16 protein-coding genes are annotated in these 24,434 nt (G+C 45.8%); 8 read left to right on the plus strand and 8 right to left on the minus strand.

Annotated features, from left to right (window positions below):
- Positions 1-35: 35 nt before the first annotated feature.
- Positions 36-1,040, minus strand: a complete 1,005-nt coding sequence (locus ACFI32_RS00935; RefSeq protein WP_462624611.1) for an RluA family pseudouridine synthase — start codon at positions 1,038-1,040, stop codon at positions 36-38.
- Between the two features lie 965 nt (positions 1,041-2,005).
- On the opposite strand from ACFI32_RS00935, the gene ACFI32_RS00940 reads away from it, so the two are divergent.
- Entirely contained in the window at positions 2,006-5,851 is a 3,846-nt protein-coding gene (locus ACFI32_RS00940; protein WP_462624612.1) for an Rne/Rng family ribonuclease, read from the plus strand.
- A gap of 159 nt (positions 5,852-6,010) precedes the next feature.
- Here ACFI32_RS00940 and ACFI32_RS00945 read toward each other — a convergent pair whose 3' ends face one another.
- Positions 6,011-6,931, minus strand: a complete 921-nt coding sequence (locus tag ACFI32_RS00945; RefSeq protein ID WP_462624613.1) for a DUF808 domain-containing protein — start codon at positions 6,929-6,931, stop codon at positions 6,011-6,013.
- A 395-nt stretch (positions 6,932-7,326) separates the two neighbouring features.
- On the opposite strand from ACFI32_RS00945, the gene ACFI32_RS00950 reads away from it, so the two are divergent.
- The 5 genes from ACFI32_RS00950 to ACFI32_RS00970 all read left to right on the plus strand — a co-directional run bounded on the left by ACFI32_RS00950 (position 7,327) and on the right by ACFI32_RS00970 (position 13,159).
- Positions 7,327-8,166 carry a DsbC family protein gene (locus tag ACFI32_RS00950; RefSeq protein WP_462624614.1) on the plus strand — a complete coding sequence of 280 codons (840 nt, stop codon included), beginning with the start codon at positions 7,327-7,329 and terminating at the stop codon, positions 8,164-8,166.
- A 121-nt stretch (positions 8,167-8,287) separates the two neighbouring features.
- Positions 8,288-9,631 (plus strand): homoserine dehydrogenase, encoded by a 1,344-nt coding sequence (locus ACFI32_RS00955; protein WP_462624615.1) that lies wholly within the window; start codon positions 8,288-8,290, stop codon positions 9,629-9,631.
- Between the two features lie 142 nt (positions 9,632-9,773).
- Positions 9,774-10,955 (plus strand): thiolase family protein, encoded by a 1,182-nt coding sequence (locus ACFI32_RS00960; RefSeq protein ID WP_462624616.1) that lies wholly within the window; start codon positions 9,774-9,776, stop codon positions 10,953-10,955.
- A 474-nt stretch (positions 10,956-11,429) separates the two neighbouring features.
- Positions 11,430-12,296, plus strand: coding sequence for a DUF2382 domain-containing protein (locus ACFI32_RS00965; RefSeq protein WP_462624617.1), 867 nt, complete (start codon positions 11,430-11,432; stop codon positions 12,294-12,296).
- Positions 12,297-12,505: 209 nt separating this feature from the next.
- A complete protein-coding gene (locus tag ACFI32_RS00970) occupies positions 12,506-13,159 on the plus strand; it encodes a YsnF/AvaK domain-containing protein (RefSeq protein ID WP_462624618.1) in 654 nt (217 codons plus the stop codon).
- Positions 13,160-13,261: 102 nt separating this feature from the next.
- On the opposite strand, the gene ACFI32_RS00975 is transcribed toward ACFI32_RS00970, so the two are convergent.
- A complete protein-coding gene (locus ACFI32_RS00975) occupies positions 13,262-13,780 on the minus strand; it encodes a hypothetical protein (RefSeq protein ID WP_462624619.1) in 519 nt (172 codons plus the stop codon).
- A gap of 178 nt (positions 13,781-13,958) precedes the next feature.
- On the minus strand, positions 13,959-16,760 hold the full coding sequence (gene secA / locus ACFI32_RS00980) for a preprotein translocase subunit SecA (protein WP_462624620.1): 2,802 nt from the start codon (positions 16,758-16,760) through the stop codon (positions 13,959-13,961).
- 456 nt (positions 16,761-17,216) lie between these two features.
- Between secA and mutS the strand changes: the two genes are divergently transcribed.
- Together mutS and fdxA are read left to right on the plus strand one after the other, a co-directional pair.
- Complete coding sequence (gene mutS, locus ACFI32_RS00985; protein ID WP_462624621.1) at positions 17,217-20,192, plus strand: DNA mismatch repair protein MutS; 2,976 nt, start codon at positions 17,217-17,219, stop codon at positions 20,190-20,192.
- Positions 20,193-20,272: 80 nt separating this feature from the next.
- The gene (gene fdxA / locus ACFI32_RS00990; protein ID WP_462624622.1) at positions 20,273-20,596 is read left to right on the plus strand and encodes a ferredoxin FdxA; all 324 of its coding nucleotides are present in this window, start codon (positions 20,273-20,275) and stop codon (positions 20,594-20,596) included.
- Between the two features lie 65 nt (positions 20,597-20,661).
- Here fdxA and ACFI32_RS00995 read toward each other — a convergent pair whose 3' ends face one another.
- The 4 genes from ACFI32_RS00995 to ACFI32_RS01010 form a co-directional block, all read right to left on the minus strand.
- Positions 20,662-21,162 (minus strand): pilin, encoded by a 501-nt coding sequence (locus tag ACFI32_RS00995; RefSeq protein WP_462624623.1) that lies wholly within the window; start codon positions 21,160-21,162, stop codon positions 20,662-20,664.
- Positions 21,163-21,260: 98 nt separating this feature from the next.
- Entirely contained in the window at positions 21,261-22,454 is a 1,194-nt protein-coding gene (locus ACFI32_RS01000) for a serine hydrolase domain-containing protein (RefSeq protein WP_462624624.1), read from the minus strand.
- Between the two features lie 27 nt (positions 22,455-22,481).
- Positions 22,482-23,765 (minus strand): O-antigen ligase family protein, encoded by a 1,284-nt coding sequence (locus ACFI32_RS01005; protein WP_462624625.1) that lies wholly within the window; start codon positions 23,763-23,765, stop codon positions 22,482-22,484.
- A gap of 4 nt (positions 23,766-23,769) precedes the next feature.
- Complete coding sequence (locus ACFI32_RS01010) at positions 23,770-24,210, minus strand: pilin (protein WP_462624626.1); 441 nt, start codon at positions 24,208-24,210, stop codon at positions 23,770-23,772.
- Positions 24,211-24,434 lie beyond the last annotated feature (224 nt).

Raw genomic sequence — 24,434 nt, forward strand, 5'->3', positions numbered from 1 at the left:
AACTTTAGATAGCAGTGTGTGGTGACGGCTAAGACTTATACCGCTGGCAGTGTGACCGTTTCGGGCAACAGATCGGCCATGTCTTCTGGCAATGGCGCAGTGATGGTCTTATAGCCTGGAATATCCAAACGCCATGCGTGCAAGCACAAACGATGTGCGCCTGATTTGTCATGCACATTATATTTATCATCGCCCAAAATGGCGTGACCAATATGGGCCAAATGCACACGGATCTGATGGGTACGACCAGTCAGCGGCTTGGCTTCTATCAAACTGACGGGCTGACTTGCCATTGTAAAGCGGCCATGAATGATAAAATCCGTTTGGCTCTCTTTGGCCTGCGCATCTTTGGTATCAACTTTGACGCGGCGTTCACCACTGGCCAGCGTATAGCGCAGCAAAGGCGCATCAACACGCTGCTCATTGAGTACAGGCTGGCCTTTTGCCAAGCAAAGGTAATGCTTTTGAATGGTTTTATCCACCAAATGCTGCTGCAAGACTTTCAGCGTCGAGCGCTTTTTAGAAATCATCAGCAGACCTGAGGTGTCTTTGTCGATGCGGTGAATCAGCTCCAGATATTTTTTACCCGTGACTTCACGCATGGCTTCGATAACACCAAAATCAAGACCGCTACCACCGTGTACCGCGATGCCTGAAGGCTTGTTGAGTACCAGCAATCCTTCATCTTCATAAACCACACGCGCCAGCAAGCTTTTGGCAAATTCATTGCTGATGATGGGCTTGTCACGAGTGGCAAGCTGTACAGGGGCAATACGCACCACATCTTCACGCTGTAGTCTATCGTGCGGCTTGCAACGCTTATTGTTGACGCGTACTTCATCAGCACGAATCATCTTGTAAATGTGTGATTTTGGCAACCCTTTTAAGCGGTTGAGCAAAAAGTTATCCAAACGCTGATCATGCTGATGACGCGTGACTTCAAGGTAGTTGACCTTATCGAAGTTGCTGATCTCATCATCGGCGCTTTGTGGACGGGTTTTACTGTTAAAGATCGGAGCGTGGTCAGGGGCGTTTGTCATTTTTAGTTAGGTATTTACATAAAGATTTGCTATAGTTTAGCATGTTGAGTGCCAATTAAGCATCGCCTGTCGTAATAATCATTGTTGCTATAGGTCGCGTATGAACATTTTACGCTTTGGCTACGGCTGTAATAACGTCTAGGTTATGCAACCATTGCGCGACTCATCTGAATTTTTGGGTATTGTGACTGATGATATACAGCACAACACCCGATAACTGGTCACCGTGCCAGACACCATCGTCATGATTCGCGTTGCGGATGATGCGATAACAAGACACCATTTACTCACCACGCGCCCGACCACGATTTGATTGATTGATATTCAGGCAAGTGCAGCTGAGCAAGTGATTATAGCTTATGGTTAGCCATTGACAGTTGCCTGAATATTGGCGGACAAACAGATGATGAGAGTTAGATAAATAAGACCGCACCCATCAGTTGGTGGCTTATTTTTTCTGTTTGCCAAGTACGCCCCGCTAGATAACAGCGCAGCGGCACCCTGACCAAAGCTAGAAGTAGATAAGAGCCATTATAAAAAGATTTTATATGTGATCCACCCATTTGCACCATCTAAAGAGACAACTGCTTGATACGCTTACAAAATGTATAGATAGTAAGCCTAAATAACGACTGTAAGCCGCCATGCGTGGCATCCACAGACAAGCTCAGTGATAACTCGTTATCCATCGCTGATGATGACATTGTAACAAGACCAACATGCCCATGATGACAGCCTTACACCCTGTGATGTGACGACTGGTTTTTTAAACAATAGGTACGATTAAGCCCTTTAGACACACCGCCATCGATTGCAACGACCTCGTTGTCCATGGCGCGCAATAGTAGCGGATTCACTTATCCTTTTTAGTCATTGTCTCTTTTCTCGCGGATTTGACAGCCGTCACGTGCCACTGTAGTTGCCCTATCGTCTTATCTTGATCGTGCGCCTCATAGGATATGAATATGAAACGCATTTTGATCAACGCCACACAAAACGAAGAAATTCGTGTCGCCCTTTGTAAAGGCAATCACTTGTATGATTTTGACTTAGAAAATCGTACCCGAGAACAAAAAAAATCCAACATCTATAAAGGTCATGTGACCCGTGTTGAGCCGTCACTTGAAGCCGTGTTTGTCGAATATGGCTCACAGCGTCAGGGTTTTTTGCCCATTCGTGAAATTTCTGCTGAATATTTGAAAGGCAATCCTCGCGATGAAAACATCAAAAAACTCATCAAAGAAGGCGATGAGCTGATCGTTCAAGTCGAAAAAGAAGAGCGCGGCAATAAGGGCGCAGCCTTATCGACTTATGTGTCATTGGCGGGACGTTATTTGGTATTGATGCCAAACAACCCACGCGGCGGTGGTATCTCTCGTCAAATCTCAGGCAAATTGCGCGAAGACATGAAGCGCATGCTGAGTAACCTTGACTTGCCAAAAGGCATGAGCGTCATCATTCGCACCGCAGGTATTGGCAAAACCCAAGAAGACTTACAGCACGATCTAAACCATCTGCTCAACATCTGGCAAGCCATTCAAGAACAAAACCAAAAGTATCCCTCGCCGCGCCTTGTACACCAAGAAGCTGGCGTGGTGACGCGCGCCGTACGTGACTATCTGCGTGATGATATCAGCGAAATCTGGATCGATAACGAAAACGCTTATGTGGAAGCGGCAGGCTTTATCGATGCTGTAATGCCAAAGCAAGCGGACAAACTGCGCAAATATACTGACTACGAGCCGATGTTTGCACGCTTTAGCATCGAAAAACAGATCGAAACCGCGTATCAGCGCGAAGTACGCCTGCCCTCTGGCGGCTCTATCGTCATCGATCAGACCGAAGCCTTGGTTTCCATTGACATCAACTCCGCCAAATCGACCAAAGGCTCGGATGTGGCTGAGACCGCCTATCATACCAACTTAGAAGCCGCTGACGAGATCGCCCGTCAATTGCGCTTGCGTGATATGGGCGGCTTGATTGTCATCGACTTTATCGATATGAACGACAACAAGCACCAAAAGGAAGTTGAAAAGCGTCTGGTTGATGCCACCAAATATGACCGCGCCCGTGTTCAGTTTGGCGAAATTTCAAAATTTGGTCTGATGGAAATGAGCCGCCAGCGTTTGCGCCCATCACTTGAAGAGTCAACAGGCTATATCTGCCCGCGTTGTCATGGCAACGGTATGATTCGTGACCTGCGCTCATTGTCCCTATCTATCATGCGCCAGATTGAGCAAATTGCGCTTAAAGAACGTCAAGGTGAAGTACAAGCAGAAGTCCCAACGGATATCGCCGCCTTTTTGCTAAACGAAAAGCGCGACAGCTTAGTATATCTTGAGCAAGACAGTGGCACGCGTATCACGATTTTACCGCACGCTCACTTAGAGTCGCCAAACTTTAAACTACACTTTAACCGTGACGGCTTTGCGCCATCAAGCTATGAACGCATCACCGATACCCAGCAACAAGAGCACAGCGATCTTGGGTACGATGTCGATTGGCAAACCGCAGAAAAAGAGCGCCCAGAACAGCAGCCAAAACGTCAACCGCGTAACGGCCAGCAGCATAATAGCGCACAGCGTAACCACCCTGCCCAAACCAATACTAAAAACCATACCGATGCAGCAGCGCGTCACAAAGGTCAAAATGAGACCAGCCAAACCCGTGCACCAAGTCCGTCTGCTGCTGCGCCTGTCGCCGCTGTCAAAGCCAATGAAACCCCAGCAAAACCGCAGCCGCAAGCCGTCGCTTGGCTATCTAACTTGTTTGCCCAAGCACCGCAAGCACAAACTGAGACCAGCGTCAGCAGCCATGATGCCGCTGAAGCCATAGAAACCTTGGTCAATACAGGCGCACAAAGCCTAGGGGCTTTTGGTCAAGTAGATGGCAACGCTTTAAGCCAGACCCAAAGCGCTCCTGCTGAGCGTCAAAAGGACAATCAGTCAGCGGCAGAGCCAGCAGCCAGCAGTGATGACAAAGACAATAAAAACGATGAGCGCAGAAAGCGTAAACCGCGCAAATCAAGATCATCAAAGTCGCGCCAAAGACGTGAGCCGCGTGATGAGACCAACGATAACAATCGCCGCTCAGATGACAGTCAAACCGATAGTGCTGACAAGCGCGACACTGAAAATAAGCGTAACAATGATCGTGATCAGCCATCTAAAGAACGTAGCAGTAATGATCGCGGCAATAATGAGCGTAATAAGGGTAACCAAAAAGACGACCATGCCAAAGATCAGCCTCGCTCTAAGCGCAAGCCGCACAGTCAGCGCAGCTCACGCGGTAAACTTGAACGCGGTGAAACCCTAGCAGCGGGTCAAGATAAGCCGTCAAATACCGACTCATCTGCGCAACACAAAAGCAGCAACAAGCGTCGCAACCAAGATCCCAATGAGGTCATGTTGCAAGTCAGCGAAGCGCCCACCCGCTTAAAAGCCAAAGAAGTGGTGCATCTCTCGCTGGATGACAGTAAAGAGCAAGGCGCAGCACCCAAAACGACAGAGCAACCTGCTGCTGAGCCCAAGTCAACTCAAAGCCCAGCAGAATCAGCATCAGGTGGTCAGGCAAACGATAATGCACCTATTAGCAATGAGGACAGTAATAAAGCCGATAAAGCTCCTACCAAAGGCAATACAAAACCCTCAGCGCCTACGCCGACTACTGATGACCAAGCGGTAGAACAGCCAGTCGCAGCAGTGGAAAAAACCACTACTGCTGATACTGAGTCTAAACCTGTAGAAACTGCTGAGGCACAAGCACCTGCCAAAGCAGACAAGACGGCGCAAAGCAATACTGCCGAAGCCAAACCTACTGCTGATAAGGTCAACACCGACGCAAAAACGCAGCAAACACCGACGCCCAAAGCGCAGGACAGTCGTCAACAGCAACAGCCTGAGGTGACCAGCACCACACCACTTGAACTGACTGCTGAAGCCTTGTTTGCCACACGTTATGTCACCGCGCAAAAATTTGGCCAAGCGAGCAACGATCCCCGTATCGTTCGTAAGCAGCAGTCAGATACTGCTGCAAATCAACAAGCTGCAACCAGCCAAGCACCGATTCAAGGCTCGGTAGGTACGTTCATTCAGGCTATGTTGCCAGAGGCGCAACATAAGTTGGCCAATGACGGCATCATTCGTAGCTTTATCAATGCGCTGGCTGCTCATCAGACGCAAGTGCAAGTTGATGATAATAGCGATGCCAACCGCGATTTTGACTTTAGCAACTATGGTTATGCCACGCTAAGCGACGAGTATGTGACTCGCTTTGATGCGATGACACAGGCGGTCAGCCAGTTTGCAATTACTGCAGGCAAAACGACTGCTGAGCCGCGTCCTGTCAGCAAACGTGCCAGCAATGACCCACGTGGTCAGCATCCTGAGCACCTTGTTGCTGCCAGCGCGTCAGGCGATGATGCTGAACCAGTCAGCAGCTCAGATGAGGTTACCAGCAGTATACCCATTGAAGCGGATGATGTGACAGCGACGGCCTTAACGGGGCAGACTCAGGCTGAGGCCGTGAGCCATGAGAGTGAGCACTTGCTAGAGGCCGATCAAGCATTGGCTGCTGATGCCGAGCTCAAAGACGACGCGCAAGCAGGCAAATCAAAGACAACGATTGCCAGCTATAAAAACATGATTGAAAATGTCGCTGAGCAGTTATTGCCGCAGACAGGCATGTTTAATCTAACCACACCAAAAGTACCCAAGGCGCGTAGTCGTAAGCCAAAAGTGGAGCATAAAAAGCCCACACAAGCTGAAAAGATAGAAAACGAGGGTGACAAAGAAGACTCTGAACAAGAATAACCTCTTGTTCGGCTGGCTGCGATAAACCATTTATCGCGGCAGCGGCCTAACAAAAGCTCTCAAAGTTAAAAAGCCCCAGCGTTTAATAACGTTGGGGCTTTTTTATACTTGATACTTATCGATCAACAGCCGCGAACTGATAAAGAACACGACTCATGATCAGTGTGCAGTGCTGTCTTTGCCACGCATCTTACCAATAATGGTCACAACCGCGACCACAACGGCACCGACCACCAGACCAACGATAGCGTTTAACAGCATCGTAGTCACACTTGCAAATATCCCTGTCAAATGGGCTAAGTCTTCGACCCCATGATGCAAAAAGTCAATGCCGTGTACCAAGATACCACCACCGACTAAAAACATTGCCAACGTCCCTGCAATCGACAAAAATTTCATCAGTTTAGGCGCAGCAGCCAAAAGAAACGCGCCAATTTTTTGCTGAGTTGCACTCTCTTTTTTCGTCAAGTGCAGGCCTACATCATCAATTTTGACAATACCTGCGACCAATCCATACACGCCTACGGTGATACCGATGGCAAGAATGGACAGTACCAAGCTTTTCTCAAGCAAAGTTGCGCCTGCTGCTGCACCCAAAGCGATCACAATGATCTCAGCTGATAGGATAAAATCAGTCCGTATCGCGCCTTTGATTTTTTGTTTTTCAAAAGCCACCATGTCTACGTTATCATCAGCATTGGCTTCACGCCGCGCTTTTTGATCTTCGTCATGGGGCAAAATATGCGGCCAAAACTTGTGAATGATTTTCTCGGCTCCTTCATATGACAAAAACAGACCACCACACATCAACAAAAACGTTACCAAAGGCGGATAAATGGTGCTGATGAGCAGCGCCGCTGGGACTAAAATGAGCTTATTAACAAACGAGCCTTTTGCCACCGCCCAAACCACTGGCAACTCGCGTTCTGCTCGCACACCGGTAACCTGCTCGGCGTTAAGCGCTAAGTCATCACCCAACACGCCAGCAGTTTTCTTTGCTGCCACCTTGGTCATCACAGAGACGTCATCTAATATCACGCTGATATCATCAAGTAAAGTTAATAAACTGGCGCCTGCCATGAGTACTCCTAAAAATAATTTTATTAAACAAAACCAATCCTTTATCACTCATTGATCAGCTAAGATAATGAGCGCCTCTTGGCTGGTATTAATATGGTTTACTCTCCTAGACTACCCATACCAGACGATATATGACATAGTACAAATGTATCTTATATGATGGCAGAAGTACTGGTCTGCTTTTTGCAATATCAGTGTAAGCAGACTACTGTCTTGTAAGCCTATTGGCTAATTTACGAAAAAATCATGTTAATATAGAGTGACTTACACACTCTCTTTATAACAATAGTCATCAGTATATAACCGTGCCATCAATGGTAGCCGCCAGTATATTTATGTTTATCACCCTTTATCACCATTTGTAAATTAGGCATGTCTGCCTATAGGAAATGCATATGACTTTCTCCTCTCAAGCCCAAAATATGGCTACCACTAAACGCCTGTATAAAGCGTTATCAGCCGCTGCGCTCATGACAATCCTCGCTGGCTGCTCTAACAATGCTGCTGACACAGTGGCCAGCGCAGAAAGTATGAGTAGTAAACAGGTTCAGCACAGCCCTGACCAATCAGCAGATAGTGACCCTGAAGTCGTGCAAGCATTGCAGGCCAACCTATCCGCTTCAGGGATTGACGGGGCCATCACGTCAGCCGTACCCACTGATATGCCAGGTATTTATTGGGTAACCGGTGACAATATGCCCGGATTTTTCACCGATGCCTCAGGCAAGCATGTGATTCAAGGGCAAATCATCTCTATTGGGGCCGGTGAACCTGTTGATATCAGTGCCAAGCTGATGGCAACTGGCGCACAGGCGGCACTAGAGACTGTCGATAAAAAAGACATGATTATTTATCCTGCTAAAGGCGAAACCAAGTCGATGGTTTATGCCTTTACCGATGCTGATTGTGGCTATTGCCGTAAGCTGCATTCAGAAATGGCAGACATCAATGCACGCGGTATCGAAGTGCGCTATTTGGCATGGCCACGTAGCGAACAAACCGTACCTAAAATGAATGCCATCTGGTGTAGTGAAGACCGCAAAGCGGCGATGGATCAAGCTAAAATGGGCGCTGAAGTGCTCGCACCAAACTGCAGCAACCCTGTAGCCGAGCAAATGGCGCTGGGTAAACAGCTGGGCGTTCGCGGTACACCAGCAATCTATACCACCACAGGCCAGCAAATCGGTGGCTACTTGCCAGCGGCAGAATTGGCACAAGCCGCGATTGCAAATTAGCCTATTGTGATTGCCGCAAATGGGTAACGTTATGATACGATAAACCGCGACACACCCGTTTTACTCCGTAATTTTTTATCCACCAACTTTTCATTCACCAATACAACCTCTTGAGGATACTGTGAGCAAATCCATCAAATTAGCGATACTTGGCTTAGGTACCGTCGGCACTGGCGTGGTTAACCTACTCAATGACAACTTAGACGAGCTCAAACGCCGTAGCGGCCGCGACATTATTATTACCGAAGTAGGCACCCGCCGTCAGCGTGATGATATTGATACGACCATTACCCAAAACAGTGACTTAATGGCGATTGCAGCCAGTGACAATGTCGATATCGTGATTGAAGTGATTGGTGGTACCACCCTTGCCAAAGACGTGATTATGCAAGCCATTAAGCACGGCAAGCATGTGGTCACTGCCAACAAAGCACTACTTGCTGAACATGGTAACGAAATTTTTGAATTGGCAGAAGCCAATAATGTCCATGTCGCTTATGAGGCAGCGGTCGCAGGCGGTATCCCCATTATCAAAGTCATGCGTGAAGCCTTAGCCGCCAACAAAGTCGAATGGTTGGCGGGTATCATCAATGGTACAGGCAACTTTATCATGACCGAAATGCGTGATAAGGGTCGTCCGTTTGCCGATGTGTTGGCAGAAGCGCAAGCGCTAGGTTACGCTGAAGCAGACCCAACTTTTGACGTTGAAGGGATCGATGCGGCGCACAAATTGGCGTTATTGGCCTCTATCGCATTTGGTGTACCGCTACAGTTTGACAAAGTATACTGCGAAGGCATCACAGGCATCACCTTGCAAGACGTCAACTACGCTGAAGAGTTGGGCTACCGCATCAAACATGTAGGCTTTGCCGTACGTCGTCATGCAGATGATGATACAGACAACCAAGATACTGCTGGCATTGAGCTGCGCGTGCACCCCACCTTGATTCCGCAAGATGCCTTATTGGCTAACGTCAATGGCGTCAAAAACGCCGTATTGGTCAACGCCCACCCACTCGGGCAAACACTCTATTATGGTGACGGCGCAGGCGCAGGTGCAACCGCTTCTGCAGTAATGGCTGATGTGATGGATTTGGTACGCGTGCTCAATAACGACGATCCAAGCAACCATGGGCATCACGTGCCGCACTTGGCCTTTATCCCAGAACAGCTCTCAGACACGCCCATATTACGTGCTGAACAAATGGTCACGGGCTACTACTTGCGCGTTCACGCCCATGACAACCCAGGCGTCTTGGCCGATATCACCCGTATCTTGAGTGAGGCAGGCATCAATATCGATGCTATTTTGCAAAAGCCTGCGCACAAAGTCGGTCAAGTACCTGTCATTATCTTAACCCTGCCTGTGGTTGAGAGTCAGATGAATCTGGCCATTGCTGAGATTGAAAAGCTAGATACCATCACCGATAGCGTAGTACGCATTCGTTTGGATGAGCTAGCATAATAATTGGCATTTGTTCATTAAAAATCGACCAGCAAGTCGCACTCTTTGAACAATTATCACCGCAATCTAGTGTAATATGAGATTAACTGGCCATGATTTATGGCCAGATTTTTATAACAATACACAGACAAGGAAGATAATAATGTCAAATGATGCAATTGTGATTGTCAATGGCGCTCGCACGCCAATGGGCAGCTTTCAAGGCGCGTTAAAAGACGTCAGTGCTACCGACCTTGGTGCCACGGCTATCAAAGCCGCCGTCGCGCGCGCTGGCATCAGTGCCGATCAGGTTGATGAAGTCATCATGGGCTGCATTCTTACCGCAGGTTTGGGACAAGGCCCTGCGCGTCAAGCCATGCGCAAAGCAGGTCTGCCTGATGCCACAGGTGCGGTCACCATCAACAAGCTATGCGGATCAGGGCTTAAAGCCGTTATGCAAGCACATGATGGCATCAAAGCAGGCAGCTTTGATGTGGCTGTTGCAGGCGGTATGGAGTCAATGACCAATGCACCTTATATCATGCCTGGCGCTCGTGCAGGCTATCGTATGGGGCACAAATCGGTCAAAGATCACATGTTTTTAGACGGCCTTGAGGATGCTGAAACAGGCAAACTGATGGGGCAGTTCGCGCAAGAGCTTGCCGATGAGCGTGGCTATACCCGTGAACAAATGGATGCGTTTGCCATTACCTCGCTCGATCGCGCCTTGACGGCCATCAATGACGGTCACTTCGAGCATGAAATTGAGCCCGTCACATTTGAGACGCGTAAAGGTGAAAAAACGGTCTCCACCGATGAAGAGCCCAGTTTGGCCAATGCTGAACGCATTCCAACGCTGCGCCCTGCCTTTGCCAAAGATGGCACCATTACCGCTGCCAATGCCAGCTCCATCTCAGATGGCGGTGCTGCGGTCGTATTGATGAAAGCTTCACAAGCGGAGTCAGAAGGGCTCGACTATCAAGCTCGTATTGTCGCCACGGCCTCAAACTCACGCCATCCAAGCGAATTTACCATTGCGCCAATCGGTGCAGTTGAAAAAGTGCTGGCAAATGCTAACTGGTCTGTCGAAGACGTTGACCTATGGGAAATCAATGAAGCCTTTGCTATGGTGACCATGGTCACTATGGACACACTCAATATCGATCATGAAAAAGTCAATATCGAAGGCGGCGCTTGTGCCCTTGGTCATCCTGTGGGCTGTTCAGGCGCACGCATTTTAGTGACGCTTATCAACTCCCTACAGCGTACTGGCGGCAAAAAAGGCGTGGCTACCTTGTGTATTGGCGGCGGCGAAGCAGTTGCAGTGGCTATCGAATTACCCTAGTGCCACACCATCATAACAACATAGGTTGTTAATGAGCATGCGTTGATTGTTTGATTTTAACCCCTTTCATATAGACCGCAGTATCCATCGATACTGCGGTTTTTTTATGTTCGTATGAACCGCTTAAAGGATTGTTTTTTCTGTACTTTTAGCTCAAAAATAATTTTGTTGTAATGTCAGGTTACATCACACCTGTGCCTTGTGAACAGGTTTACAGCCTATTACACTCCATTACTTCCGATGCACATTTTGCTACTTTGTTCGTGTATTGAAACTTAAAAGTGAGTGATAAAGTAGTAACCAGTTCATGAGATACTAACCCAATAGATTGATCAACAGCCTATAGAACGCTTTTTGTTTGTTTTAGTGCAAATGATCATCGACTGGGTTGCTAAGAAAAAAGTCACAAAGATTGAAAACGTAAATACTCACCGGACGATTATCCAAAAACAATTAATTAAAGGAATTATAATAATGAGTCAACTAATCCGTTTACAAGACATCCAAGCCACTCACCGTGACCTTATCGGTGACGACTATTATGACCCAACAGGCAAAACAGCTTACGGTGCTAACGAAGACAAAATTGGTAAGATCGAAGGCGCATTGGTAGAAGATACTACTGGCCGTATCCGTTATCTGATCGTCGACGCAGGCGGTTGGTTCAGCTCAAAAGAAGTATTAGTACCAGCAGGTCTTGCCCGTATCGTTGGCGATGACGTTTTCTTTGACAGCTTGACCGAATCACAAGTTGAAGCCATGGAAGTATACGACCATGACTATCAGTACAGCTATAAAGAGCAAAACGAAAAAGACCGTCAAGCTTTTGTTGCTGATAGCGTGCCAGAAGAAGAGCGTATGGAAATTGCCAATCATGAAACAGCCTATGATGCACCAAACACGCTTGAGCTACTAGAAGAACGTTTAACTGTTAATAAAGATCGCATCGTTGCAGGTTTGGTCAAAGTTGGCAAACATGTCGTGACCGAGGAGCGCAACGTAGAAGTAGAGCTTGAAGAAGAGCATGCACATATTGAGCGTACCAACGTAGACCGTCCAACAGACCGCCGCATTGGTGATAACTTAGACTTAGATAGCGGCAACCAGACCATCGAAGTTGAGCTAGAGGCAGATCGTGCCCGCGTCAATAAAGAAACTTATGTTGCTGAAGAAGTAAGCGTCGGCAAAACCACTGAACATCACACCGAAACATTGGTAGAAACCATTCAGCGTGAAGAACTAGACGTTGACCGTGATGGTAATGTGGTAGACCGCGAAGGTAACATCGTTGATCGTGATGATGTGACAGCTGAAGATGTACGCCGTGCTCGTGGTATGTAATTTGCGACCCAATTTTGGTTGCACCATATCAAGCAGCCAGCAGGTTCAATAAAACCAAAAAGGTCAGAGCGCGTCTCTGGCCTTTTTTGCGGTTAGACTCTTTATGGTTAGACTATTTGTGATTAATATAGCCATCTATAGTGATAACCATCACGTAAAGCCCCTCTTTTTAACGCCATCTCAATGTTTTGATAATAAGGAATACAATAATGAGCATCGACAACAACGATCTGAACCACCAGCCTCATGACCAGCAGCTGAACCATACTGGTACAGCAAAAATCACTGATCATAGCGGTGAGAACCAACTGCCCTCACCAGAGATGGACAATGACAGCCACCTCAATACAGCGCTTGATCATCATAATGTCAAAGAAGGCTTTATCGGCAGTTTGGAGCTGTTAGAGGAGCGTCCCGTTGTCAATAAAGAGCGCCTAGATGTTGGCAAAGTCACGGTCACCAAGCACACGCGTACCAAGAGCATTACGGTACCGATTGAGTTGGTGGAGGAGTACATTACCATTCAGACTGAATACAATGACACAGACAGTCAAGAACTGCTTTCAGGCAGCTATGACGACAAGGACATCGTGCGTCATGTGTCTCCATCACTAGATAGCAAAGCTGTGGTCACCATCAATGGTAAAAAAGTCGATATTGGTGATGCGCCGTTAGAGATTGTTTTATCGCGCCAAGTGGCAAACATCACCAAAGACACTTATGCCGTGCAGGAAGTATCGGTCAGCAAAACCACGCATACACACACTGACAGCATCCAAGTCGAACTACAACATGAAGAGCTTGATGTGCAAGAAGAGGGTTTTTTAGACCATACCAACGGCCCCGATATCAACAACGACTGATTAAACACATGATTGAATGAATCGGGCACAAAAAAAGCAACGTGATCGTTGCTTTTTTTGTGCCTGAGTGATGACCAATAGGGTTGAGCAATTATTCAACCACTACTCTGCTTTATTACACTCATAGGTCGTCACGTCATTTGTGTCAGTCCCAGCTGTCCGCATCACGCCCGTTTCGCGCGCTTCATGCGCCACACGCCACTGCGTAAAGCCTTCGCCGCCATCCATCGCTGTTTGTGCTTCAAAGACTTCAGGATTACTGCCGTCATTGGTCTGCATCAGCGTAAGTGTCCCTTGATCGGTATCTAAGACCACTTCTCGCGCATCGTCTTTATAAGTCGCGTCGATTTTTAGCTCAGGCGAGCACAGATACGTCAGCTGTGTGACGCCGCCATCTACCGTGGCTGCAGTGTCATCTGCAACCATCTCAATGTCATTACTTTCAGTGGCCAACGCCGTATCATTGGGCTCGGCAGGCTCAGCTGACATAGATTGCTCAGCCGCGATGTCCTCACCCAAGCTGGCTTCTGGTTCTGGCTGTTCTTGGCAGGCACTCATACCGATGACACTTGCTAATAAACCAGTGATCAAGACAGAGTGACGCAAATGCCCTAAATTCATGACAATCTCCTCATTTGTGATGCTAAATACTATAACGTGTCCGTACAGTCACGCCTATGCTGAATTTGTAAACAAAAGATATGAGTGACCCGATATATCGGTCAATACTCATAAAAATACCCATAACGACTGCTCGCTATGGGTATTTTGGTGCTCCTTCAAACAAAATCTGTTTTAATTAGATTTTGCCATGGCATTGCTTGTACTTGAGTCCAGAGCCACAAGGGCATGGCGCATTACGGCTGATATTCATACCAGCATATGGATTTGGCTCATTAGCGCCCGCCCCCGCTGCTGTACCTGCGGCCACACCAGCGGCAACGTTCACCTGCATTTGTCCATTGGCACGTGCGGGCTGATTTTGAGTGTTCTCAGAATGCGTCTCACCCGTTAGACTGTCGACATCATCGTGCTCAAACTGCATCTGCATATGGGCCGCGTCTGTACGCTGCTGCGCTTCTAGTGCCTCAAGCTCTTCTTTGGTTGGGATATGGACACGAGACAAATCTTGGACCGTTTCAGATTTAATCGCACCCAGCATCATCTGGAATAGCTCAAACGATTCGCGCTTATACTCTTGCTCAGGATTCTTTTGTGCGTAGCCGCGTAAGTGAATGCCTTTACGCAGTTGGTCCATTTGGGTCAAGTGCTCTTTCCAATGCTTATCTAGGCTCTGGAGCATAAAGTGACGCTCAAGCTGGGCGGCATTGTCAGGCCCCATTTGCTCGCGGCGGCTGTGATAATGCGACAATGCAGTATCGATAATTTTGGCGCGTAGCCCTTCTTCATCAAGGCGATTGTCAGCATCCAGCCAATCATTGATCGGCATATATAGCTTGAACTCATCCTCAAGCTCATCCTCTAAACTATCAATATCCCATTGGTCATCAACCGAACCTGGTGGAATAAACTGGCTGATCATGGCGTTATAGACTTCATGATTCATGGTCTCAATGGCTTCAAGCAAATCCATTTCTGCCAATAGGTCGTCACGCTGCCCATAGATGACTTTACGCTGTTCATTAGCCACGTCATCATATTTGAGTAGGTTTTTACGCGCATCAAAATCGCGGCTTTCGACTTTACCTTGTGCGTTTTCGATAGAGCGTGAGACCATTTTGTGCTCAATCGCTTCATCTTCTTTTAGACCCATCGCTCGCATCATGTTAACAACGCGATCACCTGCAAAAATACGCATCAGGTCATCTTCAAGCGATAAGAAAAAGCGTGACATACCGGGGTCACCTTGACGACCAGCACGGCCACGCAGCTGGTTATCAATACGGCGTGATTCATGACGCTCAGAACCGATAATGTGTAAACCGCCTGCTGCCACCACTTGATCGTGTTTGGCTTGCCAGTTGATTTTTAGGCGCTGCATTTCATCAGGACTGACCGACTCAGGATCTTCAATAAACGATTGCCAGTTACCACCCAAGATGATATCCGTACCACGGCCCGCCATGTTGGTGGCGATGGTGACCGCTTTTGGGCTACCTGCCTGCGCGATAATGTCGGCTTCACGCTCATGCTGCTTGGCGTTTAGGACATTGTGCTTGATGCCTTCTTGATCAAGCAAATACGACAACTCTTCTGACGCTTCAATGGTCGCAGTACCCACCAATACGGGCGCACCCTTCGCTTGAATCTCTTTGATCTCGCGTATGATACCTTTGTACTTGCCCAGCTTGGTCAAGAAAATCTGATCGTCCATGTCGATACGGGCGATAGGTTTGTGCGTTGGAATAACGATAACGTCCAAATCATAAGTTGATTTGAATTCTGCCGCTTCGGTATCCGCCGTACCGGTCATGCCAGACAGTTTGTCATATAGACGGAAGAAATTCTGGAACGTGGTCGTCGCTAGGGTTTGGTTTTCGGCTTGAATATCGACGCTTTCTTTGGCTTCGACGGCTTGATGCAAGCCTTCTGACCAGCGGCGACCAGGCATGGTACGACCTGTGTTTTCATCAACGATGATCACTTCGCCGTCATTGACGATGTAGTGGACGTTTTTAACAAAAATATGATGGGCACGAATGGCAGCTTGCACGTGCGCCAGTAGGGGCAGGCGACTTGGGCTGTATAAACTTTCTTGCTCACCAAGCTCGCCAACTTCTGTTAAAAAGCCTTCGATTTTCTCGTAGCCTTTTTCGCTGATTTCGATTTGACGATTTTTTTCATCAATCCAAAAATCTTCATCTTCATTGTTCTTATTGGCTTCTTCATCTTTTGAGCGAATCAGGCGCGGAATGATGGTGTTGATCAGCGCATACATGCGTGATGAGTCTTCGGCTTGACCTGAGATGATCAGTGGCGTACGTGCTTCATCAATCAAAATGGAGTCAATTTCATCGATGATACAAAAGTTAAGTGGGCGCTGTTTTTTCTCTTTTAAGCTAAATACCATGTTGTCGCGCAAATAGTCGAAGCCGTATTCATTGTTGGTACCATACGTGATGTCGGCTTGATAGGCGTTGACTTTATCTTGCGGCGGCTGCTGCGAGTAAATGACCCCAACGGTCAATCCCAAAAAGTCAAACAATGGACGGTTCAGCTCAGCATCACGCGCCGCCAAGTAGTCGTTGACGGTGACCACGTGTACCCCTTTGCCGCTTACGGCATTGAGATAGATGGCAAGCGTTGCCATTAGGGTTTTACCCTCACCAGTTTTCATCTCAGCGATTTTGCCTTCGTGCAAGGTGATACCACCGATCAGCTGCACATCATAGTGACGCATGCCAGTAACGCGCAATGAGGCTTCGCGGCAAACAGCAAAGGCTTCAGGCAGTAATGAGTCGAGGCTTTCACCGTTTTGAAAACGCGCTTTGAACGATTCGGTCTTTTCTTTCAACTGCTCGTCAGATAAAGCCTGCACGCTGGCCTCTTGCGCATTGATTTTGGCGACCACTTTGCGCATGCGCTTAAGTTCACGGTCATTTTTGGTGCCAACCACACTGCCTACAATCTTTGATAACATAATTTTTTAACCTATGGAAATATTCGATAATCAGCGAAGTCATGATAGGCTCGCCTGCCGCCCAGTTATTACTCGACTAAGTATCACCCAATTAAGTGTGCCGTTATTATATATGGTTATCACGCTAATGGATACAAGGGCAGTTTGTAGATATTTACCGCCGCCAAAGCGTGATGGCTCATGTTAAAATAGGGACACTTTTGTCACCCAAACCTGCTTTTTTAGACAACCCAGTGTCTTGCAGCCGCTGCTGCCTATCGGGTGCAAACGACATTTTCTTAAAATCCAGCGCTATCATGGCGACAATACGCCATCTCTACGCTAAAACGACCAGCCATCACATGAATACGGGTCTGGCAATAGCTACCCACCAATGCGAGTATATCGCTACTTATTGATGGCACTGTCTGATCGTTGCGCACCCTACTTTTTGTTATGAAACCTTTGAGACCGTGTATGACCCAATCTTATAACGACACTACTGACACCACCTTGTTGACCATCGGCGCAGTCAATTACGATTTGGCGCACCACACCCCAATGATGCGGCAGTATCTGACCATGAAAGCGAAGTATCCCAATGCGTTATTGTTTTACCGTATGGGAGACTTTTATGAGCTGTTTTTTGAAGATGCCAAAAAAGCAGCAGAATTGCTCGACATCACGCTGACACGCCGCGGTACGGACAAAACTGGGCAAACGATTGCCATGGCGGGAGTACCCTTTCATGCTGCAGACAGTTATATGGCACGGCTGATTGCGGCAGGGCAAACGGTGGTGGTTTGCGAACAGGTCGAGGACGCCCCAGCGACTGCTGACGATAACAACCAAAAAAATACCGCTACTGCGAGCAAGCCTGCAACGGGCGGTATCATGCGCCGTGAAGTGGTGAGAACCCTGACAGCAGGCACCATCACCGACGATGCGCTTATTGCACCCAACCACACGCCCACCGTTGCCGCGCTAGATATCAGTATTCCTAAGGGCAACAGCCACCAGCCCATGCAAGCGGCCATCAGCCAGCTTAACCTCGCCGCTGGGACATTGACCACCCAAAGTGTACAAGCCGCTTATGACGATAGCGACGCGCTACAATCTGAGATACTGACTGTGCTGGCGCGCTTTGCCCCTAGTGAATGTATCGTCAGTGAAGCCTTGCCCGAAACATGGCTGCTATGGCTACGTAGTACACTAGACTGCCCCATCATTGAGGTAGCAGCCAGCGATTTTCACCGTGAGCATGCGGCGGCAACACTTTGTCAGCAGTTTGACGTTCAGCGTTTGGACGGTTTGGGTATCGCCGAGAGCGTACTGGCACAAAGTAGCTGTGCTGCTTTGATTCATTACGCACAGCAAACCCAGCAGCGCCACGTGCCACAGGTCAATCAATTGCTTGTTGAGTACAATGATGACTATTTGATTATCGACGCCAGTAGCCAACAAAATCTTGAGCTATTCAGTCCTGTCAGCAGTAATGGTACCTCTTTGATATCGGTACTCAACCATTGCCACACGCCTATGGGTCGGCGACTGCTGCTACAACAAATGAAGCGCCCATTACGTCAGCACGATCGTATCAATCAGCGTTTAGACGCCATCAGTCACCTACTACCAAAGGCTGATAACTCAGCAAACAATACACTAGTCGATGATCTGCGCGAGATATTGCACAGTATCGGTGATATCGAGCGCATCAGTAGCCGTATTGCCTTGATGAGTGCCAAGCCGCGCGACCTACGCAAACTGGCTGATGCCATCAATAGCAGTCAGCAACTGACCACTCGCTTAACCCAAGCTGACATTCATCCTGATGACGCAGGATTGCTGGCCATATTGATGCAGCAGCTGCCCGACCAGCTGCCTGAAGTACAGCAAGTAGCCGATCACATTGAGCGCGCGATTGTCCCTGAACCACCAGCGCATATTCGTGATGGTGGCATGTTGGCCACTGGCTTTGATGAGACTTTTGATCGTCTCACCCACCTGCATGACAATATCCAAACCACATTAGATGACATGGCCGAGCGTGCGCGCAAAGCACACCAGTTGCCCAGTCTAAAAGTTGGCTTTAATAAGGTCAGTGGGTTTTATTTTGAGTTGCCAAAAGTACAGGCCAAAAATGCACCCAGTCACTTTATCCGCAGGCAAACGCTCAAAAACAGCGAGCGCTTTATCACCGATGAGTTAAAAACGCTCGAGGGCGAATATCTCAGCGCCCAAACACTAGCACTGGCCCGTGAAAAACAGCTGTACCAAGAACTGCTGACCACGCTTAGCACTCATCTGCCGCAGCTACAGCAGTTTAGTGCCGCTATTGCACAGCTTGATGTACTGAGCAATTGGGCATACCTTGCCATAACCTACGACTGGCAGCGCCCTGTCATGACTGCTGCTGAGGCATCTCCCACAGTAATGTCGTCAAAAAATGGCGATTTGTTTTCGCAGCACCAAGCACCTCCTAGCCTTGATATTCAGGCGGGACGGCACGCTGTCGTTGAAGCCGTGCTGGATCGTACGCACACCTCAAGCGGCCATCAGACCAGTAGCAGCCGCCATGACTTTGTCGCTAATGACTGCGTACTTGGTAGCGGCGCGCATCCTGAACGATTATTGATGATCACAGGACCAAACATGGGCGGTAAATCCACTTATATGCGTCAAACGGCACTGATCGTGCTCCTTGCCCATTGTGGTAGCTTCGTCCCTGCCAAACACGCACATATTGGTGATATTGATCGTATCTTCACCCGTATTGGCTCTGCCGATGACCTCGCAGGCGGCAAATCTACCTTCATGGTCGAGATGATCGAAACTGCGACTATCTTAAACCTGGCTACTGAAAAATCACTGGTACTGATGGATGAGGTCGGACGCGGCACCGCCACCACTGATGGACTCGCCATTGCTCATGCCTGCGTCAAGCGTCTAGTAGCGATTGGCGGCCTGACATTATTTGCCACCCATTACTTTGAGCTGACGCAATTGGGAAAAGTAAGTGACGATATTCGTAACGTCCATGTTGCCGCCAGTGACATTGACGGTCAGTTGCTCTTACTACACAAAATCAGCGATGGCGCCGCCAGCTCCAGCTTTGGACTACATGTGGCAAAAATGGCAGGCATCCCAGCAGCCGTGCTCGAAGAGGCCAAGCAATATTTAAACCGTACTTTGCCTAACCACAGCGCAGTGCTCAATCATGACAAAATCGACTTAGCTAATTCACTCGCGGACAAAAGCGAATCCGCTGATAGTCAAGAGACTAAACATCTCGATGATATTGTAGAAGCGCCGCGGCATGACTATGTAGACAATCAAAAGCAAAATCAAATGCTTAGCCTACATGACCAGTTAACTGATATCGATCCAGACGGTCTCACGCCCAAACAAGCCCATGACATCCTTTATGAACTCAAAGCCCACATTAAATCCTAAAGATATTTGTTAAATCGACACAAAAGCGCTAAAATACATTTTATTTTTATCAGCCACATCAACAACAGGTAGACATCCCTATGACCTTTGTCGTTACAGATAACTGCATCCTTTGCAAATACACCGATTGTGTAGAAGTCTGCCCTGTGGACTGCTTTTATGAAGGCCCTAACTTTCTCGTTATCGATCCAGATGAGTGCATCGACTGTGCCCTTTGCGAGCCTGAGTGCCCTGCCAATGCCATCTTCTCAGAAGACGAAGTGCCAAAAGACCAAGAAGTCTTTATCGAGCTAAACGAAGAGCTGGCACAAAAATGGCCAAACATCACTGAGATGAAAGACAAAATGCCAGAAGCAGAAAAATGGGATGGCGCTGAAGGAAAATTGCAGTATTTAGAGAAGTAGGATTTATTAGTTAGTAGTAAGTCTATAAAAAAGCCGCCTATTAGGTGGCTTTTTTGAAATCTAAGTCAAATACTTGCATCATGTTGGCAATATTTAGGTAAATACTTTGCTTCGATACTACTAATACAATACCAAGACCCCTCTATCGCACGTGCCCATATGACTTTCTTACCGGATAGTATAGGCATGGCTTTGTCTGATAATACTCCCATTATATTAGTCGTCAATGTGAGCGGGTCGGTTACTTGGGCAACACCCATACCAGCAGGTAATATTGTACCAACTTGTGAGTTACCTACAAGTAATGTAGAAGCAGGCGCATGTGGATTACATTCAATTGGCTCGCGACCAATAATAGTAGTACCTGTTTGTATACACTCTTCTATATTTATGCGCAATTGCCCTAACTCATTGATTACCCGCACACTCTGCGATCTACCTAGGTATACCTGATATTGAGATATTGCGATAGCAGCTAAGATACCAATAATTGCAATAGCGATACCGAGCTCTATCAAAGTAAAACCCGATTGTTGAGCAGATCTATAGATACATTTGTGTCTCATGATGCACCTCTTACTCTAAATGTATTTTATGATTTGAAATACATATAGCAGACTATAATATTTATGGATTCATAAATTTATAGAGCAGACTATAATATTTATGGATTCATAAATTTATAGAGCAGCTTCTGTAACTGGTTACCATCTGTTTTAACATCATCTGGCGTACCATTACTCAATAATGCCACCACGCTGCCGTTATCGCTGGCTGCCACCCATGATGAAAGACCTAATAGATTACCGCTACGATAGTAAGTTTTTACCATATTCTCACTAGGTTGATAAGGTTGCATAGCGTAGCCATAACACTCTGAAAACTTCTGTAAATGGCAATGCGATGGAGCATCTATAGTCAAAATATTGGGTTGAGTTTTATTTGCCATCATATGGACTTGACGGACCAAATCTATGGCATTGCCTGACAAACCTGCGACTGATGCCAAATCATCATAATCAAATGCTGTATAAATATCTGAATGACCAGTTAGTCCTGTCTCTATGTAGTTATAGTCTACTTCATTTACAATACGAGAGTTCGAAACAAACTGCAACGTAGTATTCTCAAAATTATATTTCTCAGCTATCACTTGATTGTAGGGCATACCACTATCCAATCGACTAATTACTGCACCAAGTAAACAATAACCTAAATTAGAATAGCTGGTCTTGCTATCAGGCTCAAAATTTAGTTCGATCGTATTTAACTCATCTAAATGATTGGGACAAATATCTTTCCCAATACCAAACATATCATTACCAAATATACTATAGCGGTCAAAGCCTGCGCGATGAGTCAATAATTGACGGATAGTAATATCACTAACACGCTCGTCTTTTGGTTTATCGATCTCAGTTAAAACTTCAGAGAGTTTAGTATCTAACGATAGCTTATTTCCTTTTACTAAGTCTAAAATCGTATCTGCTGTCCATAATTTAGTAATACTGGCATAACGATAGCGAGTATTTTCTTTTACAGTATTTGAGATAATAGGATATTGACCAACGTAACCGTTCTCGCAATGGTGTAATCTTCCTTTTGGATCTATATAGGCGATCTGATTGGATGGTGCATTGTTTTGATTCACTTGATGTTTCAAGACATCGCTCAGCCATTTAGGAGCATCATCACTACAGCTAATTTGATGCACAGATAGTTCCGCTCTAACAGGATATGTTTTTAACCAGAGCTGATTGCGGGCCTGATTATTTGAATAGTAATAGCTAAAAATTAAAACTACTAATATTAATACAGTTACTTGTAAAATATCCCATATACCAATATTTTTAAACATAATTCTCTCTTTCAACTATTGAGTATGCTAAAACATGCGATATCCATAATCCCAAAACCTAGGAGGCGTTACTAATTTATCATCAGCTGGCAGCATATTAGTATTAAAAAACAACCCTCCATATAGAATTATACAGCATCCTAATAAAACAAAAGACATCCAAAATAAAAAACCATACTCTCTTTTGTTTTTATTATAGATTTCTATATTATTATTTTTATTTATCAAGAAAACAAATAGCCATAAAAATATCATTTGAGTTATTGGATATATATATGATCCAGACAAGGAGAAATCTATAAGTACAGCGAGCATACTTGCTAAAGCAAAATATTTTTTTCTTGAACTGCGATCAATCTGGATAATGAACGATATAAAAAATATTATAAGAAAAACAAACCCTATTAAGCCTGTTTCAGTTAAGAATTGAACAAATATATTATGAGGATGAGCAGACAAATAATTAAATTTGTCTAGCTGATAAAACCCACTACCCATTATCGGGTTATTGACCCAGCTATTTATGGCATTAAGCCATAATTCAGATCTACCACCTGATGTATTTCTAGCTATTTTTATATACACATCATCTTGGTTTAGACTCATTAGACAAATAATAATACCGTATGAAAGCCAAGAAGCCATATATACAGATAATAGTTTGTATCTTACTTTATTAAAATAGAAGCCCATTACAAAGCAAAAAATAGTGAAACTAAGTAATACTGAACGACCTCCATCTAATAGTACCGCCAAAAGCGCTATAAATATAAAAATAAGATTTACAAAATTATACTTTTTATTCTCATCCTCTATGTAGAACCAAGTAGCAAACATCATTAACACTAAAAAATAACTGTCATATATCCTAATATTCCATGGCATAGGATACCATATAGGATAATAAGTTCCTGAAGATATATAGTCAGCTATAGATATGGGTAATAGAAGAAATATATAAAAACTTGAGTACAAAATAAATTTTGTAAAAAACTTATTGTATTGAATAATATATATATTTTTATATATCAAGTAAAATAAAATTACATCACACAATAAATAATAATAATTACTCCAATAAAAAAGCCCAAATAATATAAATATAAATAAATACAAATCTATTTTAGAAACAAGAACCTTCTTGGTATAAATTTGATTTACACCAAAGAAAATTAGTATCAAAATCTGTAAAACTCTAAACTCATTATAAAATCTAGATGAGACACCTAAAGATAAACCAACAATAAATAAAAAAAAATAAAGAGCTATTAATAGCTCTTTATTTTTTAAAGTATCTATAACACGTAACATAGTATTAGCTACCAGAACAGCCAGCTGGCTTATACTTAGCATCAACAGTAGTAGAACATGTCCATGAACCTTCGCCAGAGCGCGTCCATGTCAAAGTTTTAGCATCAATAGCTGTAGCAGCATTACCACCGAATGTAGCTACTAAAGTACTGTTCTCACCAGCTGCTCCAAAAGTAGCAACTAGAGCATCACCTTGTAGTTGATTAGTAGCGGCACCTAGTAGGTTACTATTGGTCCAGCCAAAGTCGCAATCGCTTGCATCGATGCCATCATTCAAGCAGGTTTCGCTAGCAGTTCTCATTGAGCCCACTTCACTCATGACACGGCTAACTTGTGACTTAGCGATATAGTTCTGGTACTGGGGAATAGCGATCGCCGCTAGAATACCGATAATGGCGATAACGATCATTAGTTCGATTAGGGTAAAACCTTTTTGAGCGTTCATAAGAACTCCTTGGGTATAATAGAGCGATAGGCCATCACATTGACGTATCACTATCTGCGTTATAAGTTTGTAGATTAACTATCAGATATTTTATATCTAATCATCTTACTTATAATGTTGCAGTTCTTATGCCAACTTTTTATTAAAATCTTAAAAAATGTTGTATTAACCTTTATAAGACATAAATCTGGCACGTTTTTTAGGTGGACTGCCACACCAAAAAC

It is taken from the genome of Psychrobacter sp. PSi21 (genome assembly GCF_054960615.1).